Below are 15,741 nucleotides of genomic sequence, written 5' to 3' on the forward strand. Positions count from 1 at the left end.
CTGCAATTATTTTTCTCGTAACAAAATACCATGAAATAATTGCTGCTATTTATAAAAAAGAGGTTTAATTATATTAACACTTAAATTTTAGATTTATGAGAAAATTATTTACTTTTTTATTAAGTGCAACACTGCTGGCACTTGGTAACTTAGGAGTTTTGGATGCTCAGGATACCTACAAAAAGTATCATATTAATGAGACTTTTGATGGGTTGGATGTTCTTCCTACAGGATGGAACTATTATACAGGTAATGGTACTTCTGTTTGGGGTAAGAATGGTGGATTTGCACTTGCAAATGATGCAATGAAGTTCTCGAATAGTGCATCGAATGGTCGTGGAGCTGAGGTTACATTCCCTATAATTCAGGAAAATTCAATATTCGAAGAGGGAGACTTTGCTAATGTTGTAATAGAATTTGATTGGAATTGTGTTGAAGCAACTACAGTTTGGGCAGGAAATAACGGTAATAGCATGCACGTTTCTCTATTAGGTAGCAAAAGTGTTATCGGAGCAGACTCTGCATCTATGTATTACGATGCTGTGTGGTCTATTTATGTATTAGGAGATCAAAGTTTCTATTATTGGAACCAAGACTTAGGTCCTTTCGATGATGAATTAGGAGTATACACGCAACCTGCATTTATATCGGGTGGTAGTAAAAGTTCATATGCTTGGTTAGGACGAAAAGGTTCTGGTTATGAAGCAACTCAACTTAACCATGCGGGTAATAAAATTGATATGGAATTTGCTAAACCAAAAACATATCATATAAAATCTGTAATGGATTTCGAAAATAAGATTGTGAAAAGCATAACTATAACAGATACAGAAGATGATGCTAATACAATTACTATCGAAAATAAACCATTTATTTCGAGTGCTGTAGAAGATTTGGCTCGTTTGAGTTTAATGAACACCAGAGATGGAGGTAGCTCTCAAACACACGAATCATATATCGATAATTTCGAAATTTATGTAGAAAAAGAATACCTTGGAAAAGCTCCTGTTTACATTAATTATTTAGACCAGGATGGAGGTATAGCTAAAGCACAAAGAGTTGAACTTGACCAACCTGTATCTACATCATATAGCTTGTTATCTTCAGATAAAGTTTCTTTTGTCGAAAACGGAAACTATTATGCTTATGATAAAGATGCCACAGGTGAAGAGTCTGTTGTGGTTAAGTATGTAGAAGAAGGAACAACTGAAATAAATGTTATATTTAAAAAGACACCTGCTACAACTGGAACTTATGTTTGGTCGGGAGCTGCTGGAAATGTATGGTCTGAATTAGATGATAACTTTAATGTAGGTGGAACAGATCTAGCATATCAAAGTGGAAATGCTGTGGAATTTTCGAATGGAGCATCTTTGTTTAAAGAAATTGAAGCAAATCAAACAATCCAGATGGGCGATGCTAATGTTGTAATATCGGCAGAAGGATATAGCATAGGTGGAACAGGTAAACTTACAGGTACAGGATATATCGAAGTAAATGCTTCTACAACATTGTCTGTTGTAAACGAATTAACTAGCGGAGTTGAGGTTAATGAAGGAACACTAACAATTGCAAATGTGGAAGCTGGAAAATCTTTCTTGGTTGCCGATGGTGTTACTTTGGATATGCAACAAGGAGCATACTTTAATAAGCCTATTACCAGTTTAGGAGGGGCATTAACTATTATTCCTACATCAAATTTCGAATATGCATCGGAAATAACAGGTGTTAAAGTGTTGAATTATGTATTAAATCAGCGAGGAAATGTTGCTACAGGTGCTATTAACCGAACTGCAATATTTAATAATATATTTACTGATGGAACACTTAATGTAACTTCAACATTGGGCGATACTACGTATTTTGTTTTAGGGGTAAACTCTAGAGATGCAGATTATTCTACAGTGAAAGTAAACTTGGGAGAGAATATATTTTTAGGAACTTCCGATATGAATGGTAAAAACATACGTCTTGGTGAACTTTCAGGTCCAGCCTCTTCCGAATTTGTAGGTCCGCGTATTCGTACAACTCACTATCATATAGGATCTTTGAATACTAACGCCGAGTTTGCCGGAGCTATTAAGTCGTTTGGCTTAGACTCATGGGATAATACTCAGGCGTTTAATATAAATAAAGTAGGAAAAGGAACTTGGACTCTTTCGGGCACTAGCGATAAATATTATGATGGAACAGTAACTGTAGTTGACGGAACGCTAATAGTGAATGGTGTTTTAGGTGCAGTAGAGCCTATGGCTGAAACAGGTCCTGCTGGGGCAGAAAAAACACATATGCCTATAGAAGTGTTAGTTGCAGATACTGCTACAATTAAAGGTAATGGTACAATTAACGGTACATTCAACATGTACGGAACAATGGAAGGTAATTTAACTGTAGCTAATATTGGTATGTCGGGAACTTCCAGAATTAAAATTGGGGTTCACGGAACTACTGCCGATAAAATCACGGTTCTTGACCAAGGTCTGGGTATGACTATTATCGAAGGTGCTACATTAGAAATTGTAGAAACAGTTAAACCTGAGGCTGGAGCACAATTCCAAATTATTGATGCCGTATATATCGAACCAGCATGGGACGACGAAGCTGACGATTATGCTGTAAACGGATTTATGAACTTTGTAGTTCCTACAGGTGCTGAATATACTTTTGATGCAAATACAGGTATTCTTACATGTGTAAAAGCCGGAACAGGAATCGAAGATGCAGATTATAACAAAGTAGAAGTATCTCGCGAATATTACGATTTGTCAGGTAAACTGGTAACTTCTGATTTCAGCGGCTTTGCTGTAGTGAAAATCAAATACGAAGACGGATCAGTTTCGGTTCGAAAAGTTATTAAAAAGTAATGTAGAGGTAACATTATAAATAAACAAACAGGAAAGTCCCGGAAGATTCGTTCTTTCGGGACTTTTTTTATCTATAAGATGTTAATTAACAGTGCATTCCTGCTGCGTGAATAAAATTCCATCTGTTTGAATGAATTTATATTCCATACATCACGTTCAGTACTTAATTTTACTTTCGAGCGGTTAATAAATATTTAATTCGGCTTATTAATATAGCGCTGCTTTTAAAGGTAATCGTGATTGTTAATTGAATTTAAACCATTTTAAAACATTTATTTATGAAGAAGATTTTTACTCGGTTAGTCGTGGGGGCTTTTGGACTGATGCTGGCGGTTCCCTCTTTTGCTGCAATTGATCCGGCTACGGCTTGGTGGAATGCAGAAGATTTTGAGAGCTACGAATTGGGAACTGATATGAAAGTAGCCGATACATGGACGGGTGGCGTTAATGCTCTTATCCTTAAAAAGGCAGCAGCAGGAGATAATGCATTGATGATGAATTCTGTTGTGAATGCAGATAATGTATTTACAGAGACAAGTCAGGGTGGAGGACGCAGTATGGCTAAGACATTTACAAATGCATTATCTGGAATAGTGCATGTAAAGACAGATATTTATGGAGGTTCTACAGGTGCTACATTTCAGCTGGTAAATACTGCAGGTTCAGAGGTGTTTTTTATTACAATAGCAGGAGGAAATTCGAATGCACTTTCTTTTACAGGTAAATCAACCACCGATGTTGCTTATGGAGCTCGTAGAACATGGATTAATACAGAGTTTTTGCTAGACCTGGATAATAATAAACTACTAAAAATAGTATTTAATAGCAATGCAGCAAAAACCTTTACGGATGTCGACCTTACAAATGCTGGCGATGTTAAAAAATTAAACATTAATTTACCAAAAGGTTGGTTAAGTGCAGGCTTGGATAATGTAACAGTTGGTCAGCTTATTGCTGACAAGTTAAAAGATTTTACAGGTGCGGCATCGTTACAAACTCTAACAGGAGAGGATGCTTCAGCAAACTATGCCTTAACAGCATTTACCACAGCAATGGAGTTAGATCTTACTATTGATCGTAAGGACGCTGATATAGAATGGACTATTTCCGATTATGGAACGTTGGCAGAAGGAGAAAAGGCTCTTGTTGCTTTAGTAAAGGATACAGAAGATTCGCGTAAGGCTACATTAACAGCGGGGGCAATATCGGCCGATGCAACAATAACATTAAAGGCTGAATTGGGTGCTGTATCGGTAACTAAAACAGTAGAAGTTAAAACTCCAAGTTTAGACGGTATAAAACAAACATTATTGGATGAAATAGCGACTGCTACAGGTATAAGTGATGCCGTTATCGATTCGAATCCATATATTACAGGATTGAAAGCAACCTTAACTACAGCAATGGGTGCGGCTCAGGATGTTTACGACGATGGAACGGCAACAATGTCGGGAGTAGCTCAGGCAATTTCAGATCTTCAAGCAGCAGAGTCCGATTTTACAACAGCGTTAGTTTCTTACAATGCCTTTGTTGCTAATATAACAACAGTGCAAGATGCTCATGATGCAGAAGCGCGTTCTGCTGCTTTCTTTGTGGCAATAAAAGCAACACTTCAGTCGGCTATTGATGCTGCGACAGCAGCCAGAACAACAGTTGCAACTACAGCCGATGTTGATGATGTGACTGCTGCACTACAAGCGGCTTTAGGTAAATTTGAAGCAGATGCTATCGTTTACGAAACTTTAGAGGCTGATATAGCTACGGTTACTACACGTTATACAGCAATAAATCTTCGTAAGGGTGACTATTTTTTACAATATCCGGAGGCTGTCGTCGATAATTTAAGTGCTGCTATAACTTCGGCAAATAATTTGTTAACTACTGGCACAGATGCTGATGATTTAGCTGCAGAAACAACTGCTTTAAATGATGCATTGGCAACATTTAACTCTACACCTCGCAATGCTCCAAGTTCGTCTAATTCTTATCGTATCTATACTTATGGAAATGACGGGGGGAATGGAGACGCAGTGTCAACTAATAAAAAAGTATTATATGTGGATGCTGATACCGAGATTCTTAAATATGCATTGGTGTCAAATTTGCCATCAGTGGCAAATCGTTATGATGAATGGGGAATAGAAGAAACATCAACTGGTGTATATACTCTAAAAAATCTGGGTTTGAATAAATATTTATCAAATAGCACAACGTTGTTCTCAGATGTGGCTGTTGATTTTGCTATTGTAGATAATAAAGGTCAGAATGCGGCAGAGTATGTTGTCGATGGATATTTTCAATATGGAATTAGGTATTCAACAAATAAGTGGCTCGAGGTTGATCTCTATGATGAGACTGAAATGAATGGAGTATTCATTTATAGCACTTCCGCTGCTCCAATCGAGCGTTTACGCTTCTGCTTCCAATTCGAAGAAAACGGATTGATAACAGGTATTGATAACGAAACAGCAACAGTGAAGGAAGTACAATCGGTTGAATATTTCGACCTTACAGGTAAGGTTGTAACATCCGATTATAAAGGATTTGTTATCGAAAGGGTTATATACACTGACGGTACAACAGCTAATCTGAAAAAATTAAAATAATCTATTGATTAATAGTATAATTAACCTCCGGAGAATAATCTTCGGGGGTTGATTTTTTTTTAAAATATTTCAACTTATTTGAACAATTTTCCATTAGTTTGAATAATAGTTTAGAATATTTAGACGATATGTCTTTAAATTTGTATGAGAGAAGAAGTACTTTGAATTAATAATATCAGGAAAATGAAAAAATTAATACTGTTGTTTTTAGCATTGCTTGCAATGCAACCCGGCTTTTCGCAACGGCGAATGGAAAATCTGGGAAGAGGGGTTATGGCCTCAAAAGTAGATGGAGGGGTATACGTAAACTGGCGTATTACCGGACAAGAATGGTTTGGAGTAAGCTACAATTTGTACCGAGGTGCAACAAAACTTAATGATACGCCTATTACAGGGGCATCTAATTATCTTGACCCATCGGGAACGCTGTCTTCGCAATATCAGGTTGCTGCTGTAATAAATGGAGTGGAGCAGGCAAAAAGCCCTGCCGTATCGGTATTGCCAAATGCTTATGTAGAATTACAATTGGCTACAATTCCTAAAATTGCGGGAGTGCCCGACTCGTATTATAATATGTACGAGATTAACGACATTACTACAGCCGATTTAGATGGCGATGGCGAATACGAGCTTATTGTGAAAAGACGGAATATGGGTTTTAATCCATCTAATATAGAAGAAAATAAATACTATACATTGATTGAGGCTTATAAACTTGACGGAACTTTTATGTGGCGTATCGATGTTGGCCCGAATGTATACAACGATGTAGAGATAAATGTTCTGGCTTTCGATTTTGACGGAGACGGAAAAGCCGAAGTTGTTATGCGTACATCGGAAGGAACCGTTGATGGATTAGGAAACGTTATTCCTGACTTAGGCAATGCACAAGGAGATTTAAGCCCTGATGGAAGAACGAACTATAGAAGCGCATTTAAATTAAATAACTCGTATTACGAATACGAAGGACCTGAGTTCCTTTCGTTGTTCGATGGAACTACAGGTAAGGAATTAGACCGTACGCCTCACATAGCTCGTCATCCTGTAAGCCAATGGGGGCCATCGGGTACTGCGGCGTCGGGTTTGGCACACCGTGCATTAAAGTTCCACTATGGAGCTCCATATCTTGATGGTAAAAATCCTAGCGTTTTTGTTTCAAGAGGGATCTATCATCGAACAAAGATGGCTACATTTGATATTGTAGATAAAAAATTTGTACCAAGATGGACATGGGATTCGGGCGATGGAGCATATAGCGGACAAGGAAATCACAACTATGTTATAGCAGACGTTGATAACGATGGTCGCGATGAGATAATTTACGGGTCGATGACCATTGATGATAATGGTACAGGTTTATATACAACAGGATTGGGGCACGGAGATGCCATGCATGTCAGCAATTTCGATCCGTACCGTAAAGGGATCGAGGTTTTTGCTTGTTTAGAAAACTCACCTTATCACGGAACAACCTTCAGAGCAGCTGAGAGTGGTGAAATTTTGCTTCAAAAAATAAGTTCAGGAGACGAAGGTCGTTGTATGGCGGCAAATGTTAGCAACCTATATAAAGGAGCTCAAATGTGGCCGTCGCAAACCGGTGGTTTTTCGGCATCCGAAAGAAAAGAAATATCGATAACAGGAGGTACTGAATTCCGTATTTACTGGACTGGCGATTTGTTGAGCGAGATTTTGGGGCATAGCTTTAGCAGCAGTTTGGGAAAAGGAGTTGGAGCTATATCGAAGTTTAATGATGGCACAAAATCGTGGGAAAGGTTGTTGAATACCGATGGATATTACTCATGTAATTATACAAAAGGAACACCTTGTTTGCAGGCCGATTTATTTGGCGATTGGCGCGAAGAAGTTATTTTCAGAAGTGCCGACGACTCTAAAATTCGTATCTATTTCACTACATACCCAACAGAGCATCGTATATATACTTTAATGCACGATATGCAGTATCGTCAGGCAATAGCTTGGCAAATGTGCGGATACAATCAGCCTCCGCATACAAGCTTCTTCTTGGGCGAACTAGAGGGAATAACACTTCCCCCTCCTCCGGTTATGGATAACCAACGCTTGGTGTTTAAAAATTCGGCGACAACATGGGATAACAGTTCTGCAAATTGGATAAAAGATGGAGTGAACAGTTCTTTTGCCGATGGCGAAAATGTTCTTTTCGATGTGTCGGGACCTACTGCCCAGATAGCTTTAACTAGCGTTGTTTCGCCTAAAAGCATGTATGTTAATTCAACGAATGACTATTCGTTCAATATGACATCCGGAAAACTTTCGGGGGCAATGAATTTGTTGAAACAAGGTCCGGCAACTTTAACATTTAATGGAAATCACGATTATTCGGGTCGTACCGAGATTTGGGATGGATTGGTTGTTTTTGACGGACAGTTAACTAATAGCCCTGTTTGGATTAATCTTCATGGCGAATTAGCAGCAACCGGGACTTTAAGTAAATCGGTAGCGATGAATTATGCATCGGTTCTTTATCCCGGAGGTAAAGCCGGTATTGGTACATTAGCTATTGGCGAAAAGCTGGAGTTAGCCGAAAACTCGATAATAGAATTTGATATGTTGACAGCTCCTGTTCAGAGCGATAAGATATCAATGGCAACCGGAACTTTGTCGGTAGCCGAAAACTCGGTATTCCGCATTAACAAAGTTACAGGCGATTTGCTTGCCGGCAACTATGTTTTGATAGAAGTACCAAACCTGACAGGCGATATATCTAAAGTTAAGGTAGAAGGATTAGGCAGCCAGATAGGAACGCTTTCTTATGCCGATAATAAAGTTGTACTTACAATACAAGATGTGCGTTCGTCCGGAACAATTGTATGGAACGGCGCAAACGACGGAAGTCTTTGGGATGTGTTTGGTGCAGAGAATTTCTCATTAAATTCGAACAACACATTCTTCTTAACAAATGATAATGTTAAATTCGACGATACGTCTGTTTCGCAATCGGTTAATGTTGCAGGTGTAGTTTTGCCGGCAAACATAACTGTTGATGCAAGTAAAGATTATACTTTCCAATCGGATAGTGATAATAAAATAGCAGGTACTGCAACTTTAACAAAAGATGGTACAGGAAAATTAACCATTAGAGGTGTAAATGACTTTTCGGGAGCAGTATTGCTTAATGAAGGAACATTAGCAGTCGAGTCTTTCCCCAGCCTTGTCAATAATGGTTCTATAGGAATACCATCGAAAGATCCGAATTTATTTATTATTGATAATAATGCAGTGTTAACATCGGTTGGCTCTGACCTGAAAGTTTCTTCGCGCGCTTTACATATTGGTAATGGTGGTGCTGTTATAAATACAAATTCGAGCTTCCGTTGGTTAGCAGCTATAACAGGAGGAACTCTTACAAAACGGGGTAGCGGTAATCTTGCGTTTTTTGGTGCTAATACATTTAGTAAGTTAATTGTTGAAAGCGGAAGCGTAACAGTTGGTTCGGGCTCATCAAAAGCAGGCAATGATGTGGTGTTGGGCAATGGAACAACATATACTCATAGTACGGGAAATGCTACTAATTTCGAATTGATGGATGGTGCTTCGGCACGGATAAATCTGGCAAGTACAGCTACATATTCGGGAAGGTTGACTGGAAATGGAACCGCTACTATTAATATTCCTTATGTAAGAGAAAATCTTACAGGAAACTGGTCGGCATTTACAGGAACACTAAACTTTGTTACTAATTTTGTGCACAGTTCATGGTCGGCCGAGTTGCGTATAAGTAACACATACGGATGGGAAAATGCCGACATGAATGTAACAGGTAAGATTTATGTTCATCACCTTAATTCATCTGCCGTAAACTTCAAAATAGGAGGTTTAAGCAGTAATAGCGAGGTGCAATTAGCATTAGGTAACCATACATGGACAGTAGGAAACAGAAATACCAATACAACATTTCAAGGATTGATGTCCGGATCCGGAAAACTGGTAAAAGTAGGAACGGGAACATTAAGTCTGACTAACGCCAATAGCTACACCGGAACAACAACTATTAATGGTGGTAGAATATTAGCATTAAACACAACAGGTAGTGCAACTGGTGCAGGAGCAATGACAGTTTCTTCGGGTGCTACAATAGGCGGAACCGGATTTATTGGCAATACTGTTGCTGTAAAAAGCGGCGGTGTTATTGAGCCGGGCGACCATACGTCTACTGCTTGGTTGAAAATGATTGGAACTTTAACATTCAATAAAGGTGTGTCGCTGCAAGCGGGCTCTAAATTTAATATGAGTGTAAGAAACAGGTCGCCATATCCTTGCGATAAGGTTGTAGTAAACGGAAACGCTGTAATTGCAGGCAATTTGGAGGTTGAAATTGTAAACGGAAATGCAGAGTTTCCTATAGGGGCAAAATTAACATTATTCGAATTTAACGGTTCGGTTAGTGGGCAATTTGCAAATATGATATTGCCTCCAACTGTTGTCGATTCAAAATGGGATACCAGTAAATTGCTGACAGACGGAACAATTGAAGTTGTAGAATGTATAGATTGCACAGGTATAATTTCGTCCGAAGCTTCATCTTTCAATATTTCGCCTAATCCTGTAACCGACTTCTTTACGGTTGATTTACCTATAGAAGGTTATGCTTTGGTTAATATTTACGACTTGGGTGGAAACCTGATTTTGGTTAAGGATATTGCAGCCGGCGATAAAGTAGATGTAACAACTTTATCATCAGGTATGTATATTGTTAAAGTGAATGTAGATGGTAAGGATTATACCTCGAAACTGGTAAAAAAGTAGAGGTTTAATATAAATGTTCTTTTAATATGGTTGTGGAGTATCTATTTCACAACCATATTGTTTTAATCCAAACGCTGATTGTAGTATGAAAAATTTTCAGAAGCTGCTTTTTAATGTGGTTTTCTTTGTTCTGCTTTTGTGGAGTAGTACGGGTGTGATATATGCCTATGAGGTTCTGGACAGAGGCTTTATTGTAATGCCCATAGATAGCACGTCTGTTTATATGGGATGGCGGATGTTTATCGATGATAACAGGTCTGTAGCTTTTGATGTGTTCAGGCAGGTCGAAAATGATCATTCCTTTAAACTGAATGCCGCCCCGATAATCCAAACATCCGATTTTGTAGATAAAGCAGTAGATTTTACGAAGAATAATACATGGTATTTAAAAAATTCAGAGGGAAAAATTATTGCAAGTTATAGGATAAAAGCTAATGCGGCTCTTAGCCCTTATTTGTCAGTGCCGATACAAAAGCCTGAAGGTGGAGTTGTTGAAGGCGAAAGCTTCGATTATACGGCAAATGATGCAAGTGTGGGCGATTTGGATGGTGACGGGGAATATGAAATAATACTGAAATGGGAGCCGACAAATAGTAAACGTCCTCCGCAAAAAGGATTTACAGGTAATACATACATCGATGCTTATAAACTGAACGGCAAAAGGTTGTGGCGTATAGATTTGGGAAAGAATATTCGTTCGGGTGCAGCATATACCCAGTTTCTTGTTTATGACTTCGATGGTGACGGAAAATCAGAAATGATTTGTAAAACGGGCAATGGTACTATTGATGGGCTGGGGAATATTATTGGAGATGGTAATGCCGATTGGCGGACAATGGATAAAGATAGCCCTACTTACGGAAAAATTGTAGACGGGATTGAATATCTGACTGTTTTTGACGGAAAGACAGGGCGAAACCTGTCGACTGTAGAATATATTCCTACTCGTTATCCCTTGAATAGCTGGGGTGGTATAGGTGGAAATGGCGGAAACGACTCCACGGGAGGGCGTTCCGACCGCTTTTCGGCATGTGTTGCACATCTGGGAGGCGATAGCCCGAGTGCAGTAATGGTCAGGGGATGGTATGGCCGGACAGTTCTCGCAGCGTGGGATTTTAAGGATGGAAAATTACAGTCGAGATGGGTGTTCGATTCGTCCGACCCTCAATGGGAAGGATATTCGGGTATGGGTAATCATTCGGTTACTGTTGCCGATTTTGACGGCGATGGTTTTGACGAGGTGTGTGTAGGTGCTATGACTGTAGACCACGATGGGCAAGGATTGTTCACAACCGGATTGAGGCATGGCGACGCTTTACATGCAGGTAATTTAATCCCTTCGCGTCAGGGATTGGAAGTTTACGGAGTACACGAGAGCGAAGGGCGTACGCTCAATTTAAATACTCCCGGAATAGCACTGTTTGACGGAAATAGCGGAGAAATTATCTGGAGCCATTATCCCGGTGTAGATGTTGGACGCGGATTGGCTGCTGATATAGACCCAAGATATGATGGTGCAGAATGTTGGGGTGGTCCGGGGGGACTAAGGAGAAGCGATACCGGTAAAGAGATATATGACAAGGTGCCTAATTCCTGCAATTTTGCTATTTGGTGGGATGCCGATCCTTTGCGCGAATTATTGGATAAAACAACGGTATCGAAGTGGAACTGGCTTGAGCAAAAAACAGAAACCCTTTTTCGAGCCGAAGGGGTAGTTTCTAATAACTGGACAAAGGCAAACCCTTGTTTGCAAGCTGACCTGTTTGGCGATTGGCGTGAAGAAATTATTTGGCGAACACCCGATAACAGCGAATTACGGATCTACTCAACTACTATTCCTTCAATATACCGTATGCCCACACTTATGCACAATCATCAGTATCGTATGGCTATAGCGTGGCAAAATGTAGCATATAATCAGCCACCTCATCCCGATTTTGATATGATGGAGGAATCTAAAAAATGGTTGTTGTCTCAATCGGGGTTTACCAATGAGTTATTTAATATATTCTGGACAGTCGAATCGCCTGATTATAAACTTAAATTGTTTAGCGATACGCTCGAAATTTCAGCTCCTAAAGGCTTTACTCTATGGCGGAATGAGAAGTATACGGGTGATCTTGAAATTTCGTATAAAGCATGCGTAATGGATGAAGGATTGAAGGGCGACAGGCTTAGCGATCTTAATTGTTTCTGGATGGCCGGCGACCCTCTGCATCCTGATGATATTCATCGTAGGGCAGAATGGCGGAACGGTGTATTTGGGCGATACTACAGTCTTAATATGTATTATTTGGGTTATGGCGGAAATAGTAATACAACCACAAGGTTCAGAAAATATAATGGCGATTTCGATTCGTTTGAAGCAAACAAAGTACGTCCCGATGTTATAACTGAATATACTGATGAAGATCATCTGTTAAAGCCCAACCATTGGTACGATATAAAAATTGTATGTAAAGGGCGGTATATCAAATACTATATTAATGGAGAATTGATTGTCGATTTCCAAGACGATAGTCCTTATACATCGGGTTGGTTCGGTTTTCGTACAACTCAGTCACGCATAAGGTTAACCGATTTCAAAGTGTACTAAATTTGATATTTTAGCACATAATTACATTAATATGTACAAATGTGCATTTTCAAAGAGTTAAATGACTGTTATTTTTGCTACTATGAAAAAAACTGCATTATTCCTCATGGTGTTTGGATGTGTTTTATTTACACAGGCAGCACCTGTTTATTTGGTAAACGAACAGGCTTCTACTGTGGTATTTTCCGATAAAAATGAAGATGTTGTTGTACAGACGGCAATAGATTTGTTTTTATCTGATATCGAAAAAGTATCGGGGGTAAAACCGTCGCATGTACGGGCTATTAATAGTAATACATCAGTAATTGTTGGTACTGTAGGTAAAAGCCCTCTGGTGGATAAATTGATAAAAGACCGGAAGATATCGGTCGATAAAATAAACGGAAAATGGGAGGCTTTCCAAATACAGGTTATAAACCACGATGGAAAGAGCCGATTACTGGTTTTGGGTAGCGACCGAAGAGGTACTGCTTACGGCATATTGGAATTGTCGAGGACGATTGGGGTTTCTCCTTGGGAATGGTGGGCGGATGTAGTGCCGGCAAAGCAGTCGAAGATATCAATTCCTGACGATTTCTTTACTTATCAACAACCATCGGTTCAGTATAGGGGGATTTTTCTTAACGACGAAGATTGGGGCTTGATGCCTTGGAGCAGTAAAACTTTTGAACCGGAAGGCGATAAGGGGCGAATAGGACCTGAAACATATGGTAAAATATTCGAATTGTTACTTCGGTTAAGGGCTAATACTTTATGGCCGGCTATGCACGAGTGTACTATTCCATTCTATTTTGTGTCCGGTAATCAACAAATGGCCGATAAATATGGAATTGTAATTGGTACATCGCATTGCGAACCTCTTATGCGGAATAATGCGGGCGAATGGGATAAAAATAAGTATGGCGAATATAACTACCTTACTAATAAGAATACAATTCAGAATTATTGGGCCGAAAGGCTTTTGGAAGTCGGCAAATCCGAAAACTTCTATACGATAGGTATGCGTGGAGTTCACGATGGAAAAATGGAAGGCGCGAAGACATTGGATGAACAAACTACGGTTTTGGATCAGGCTATAAAAGACCAACGCTTGCTGCTTGAAAAATATGTAAACAAAAATATTTCGGATGTTCCGCAGGCGTTTATTCCGTATAAGGAAGTATTAGAGGTTTACGATAATAATTTACCTCTCCCTGACGATGTTACGCTTGTTTGGTGCGACGATAATTACGGATATATAACCCGTTTGAGTAACGAAGCAGAACAAAAACGTAAAGGCGGAAGCGGTGTTTATTACCATATTTCTTATTGGGGACGACCTCACGATTATTTATGGCTGAGTTCAACACAACCTGCGCAAATATATTGGCAGATGAAAAATGCATGGAACAATAATGCCCGAAAATTATGGATTCTGAATGTGGGAGACATTAAGCCAGCCGAATATAACATTGAGCTATTTATGGATATGGCGTGGAATATCGATATGTTCAGTGCCGAAAATGCATCGTCTCATCCATCGGCGTTCTATCAGCGGGATTTCGGAGATAATGTTTCGGAAGATATCTCGAAAGTGATGGACGAGTATTATCGCTTGGCTTCAGTACGTAAACCCGAATTTATGGGGTGGAGTAGGGTTGAAGAGCATTCAGCTATCAAAGGGGGTAAAACTCCGGTTGTTGATACCGAATTTAATCCGTACGAGTTTAACGACGAAATAAAAAAACGCTTAGATGCCTATATGGCTATAGCCGAGAAAGTAATCGAAATAAAAAAGAGTATAAAACCCGAAAACGAAGCCGCATATTTTCAATTGGTAGAATATCCAGTATTAGCTTCTGCCGAAATGAACAAAAAACTGCTTTATGCACAAAAAGCCCGCTTGTATGCCCGTTATGGATTGCTTGTAGCAAACGAATATGCGGCAAAAAGCAGAGATGCATATTCGAAAATTGGCGAGTTAACCAAAAAATATAACGGGGGTATAGTTAACGGAAAATGGAACCGTTTTATGGATATGAAGCCTCGTAATCTTGCAGTATTTCAGGAGAGCGAATTGCCCGAACCTGTTGTGACAAACGAGTCGGCTGAAATATTAGTATGGGGCGAAGGTCAGGAAATGCCTCTGGAAGAAACTAAAGAAATAAAGCTTCCTGACTTTGTCAGGGCACAGGATAATAAATCCTTCATAAGCCTTTTGCTGAAAGGCAATCTTCCTGTTAAATGGTCAGTTAATCAAAAGCCCGATTGGTTGACAGTAAAAGAAGATTTAACAGGCTTGAATGCCGAAAAACGCTTGTTGTTTTCGGTAGATTGGACAATGGTTTTAACCGAAAAAGCAATAGATACTTGTGTGTTAAATGTTAATGGAGTAAACTATACTGTAAAAGTTGGTGCTATTAACAGAAATCAGCCTATAGCTATCGAAACAAAAGGAATGATAGCTCTTAATGCGAAAGATGGTGTTAATCTGGATAAATCGAAACATACACTTATAAACGGTTTGGGGCATAGCAATGCCGCCGTAGAGCTGAAAAAAGGGGAGGAAAATGCACTGGTATTCGAATTATATACAGTTAGTGCAGGCGATGCGGTTCTGAGAACCTGCTTAGTGCCGAATCATCCTGTGGACGAAGATCTTCGTTTTGCTATATCTGTTGACGGAGCTGCACCTAAGATTGTATCGTTAAAAACAAAATTCAGAAGCGAACCATGGAAAGTAAATGTACTTCGTAATCAGGCAGTGAACGAATCTATTCACGTATTTGATAAACCGGGTAAACATACGATTAAAATCTATGCGCTGGATAGAGGTATAATACTCGATCAGGTTATGCTCGATTTCGATAAAGAGCGGATGTTTTACGAAGTGCCTGCGGGAAATTAAAAA

General features: G+C 39.3%; 4 protein-coding genes and 2 pseudogenes. All 6 read left to right on the plus strand.

Translation table 11 applies throughout. The features are described 5' to 3' along the window. The first annotated feature begins 95 nt into the window (after nt 1-95). Complete coding sequence (locus D0T53_RS09350; RefSeq protein WP_163267176.1) at nt 96-2,864, plus strand: hypothetical protein; 2,769 nt, start codon at nt 96-98, stop codon at nt 2,862-2,864. Nucleotides 2,865-3,142: 278 nt separating this feature from the next. Beyond that, on the plus strand, nt 3,143-5,470 hold the full coding sequence (locus D0T53_RS09355; protein WP_163267178.1) for an FIVAR domain-containing protein: 2,328 nt from the start codon (nt 3,143-3,145) through the stop codon (nt 5,468-5,470). 183 nt (nt 5,471-5,653) lie between these two features. Then, the gene (locus D0T53_RS09360; RefSeq protein WP_163267180.1) at nt 5,654-10,255 is read left to right on the plus strand and encodes an autotransporter-associated beta strand repeat-containing protein; all 4,602 of its coding nucleotides are present in this window, start codon (nt 5,654-5,656) and stop codon (nt 10,253-10,255) included. 85 nt (nt 10,256-10,340) lie between these two features. Then, a pseudogene (locus tag D0T53_RS09365) lies at nt 10,341-12,194 on the plus strand (rhamnogalacturonan lyase); the annotation flags it as partial. Nucleotides 12,195-12,332: 138 nt separating this feature from the next. Next, a pseudogene (locus tag D0T53_RS13755) lies at nt 12,333-12,851 on the plus strand (DUF6250 domain-containing protein); the annotation flags it as partial. Between the two features lie 61 nt (nt 12,852-12,912). Further along, nucleotides 12,913-15,738 carry a glycosyl hydrolase 115 family protein gene (locus D0T53_RS09370; protein ID WP_221411520.1) on the plus strand — a complete coding sequence of 942 codons (2,826 nt, stop codon included), beginning with the start codon at nt 12,913-12,915 and terminating at the stop codon, nt 15,736-15,738. Nucleotides 15,739-15,741 lie beyond the last annotated feature (3 nt).

The organism is Dysgonomonas sp. 216 (assembly GCF_010501065.1).
Classification (GTDB): Bacteria; Bacteroidota; Bacteroidia; order Bacteroidales; family Dysgonomonadaceae; genus QVMM01.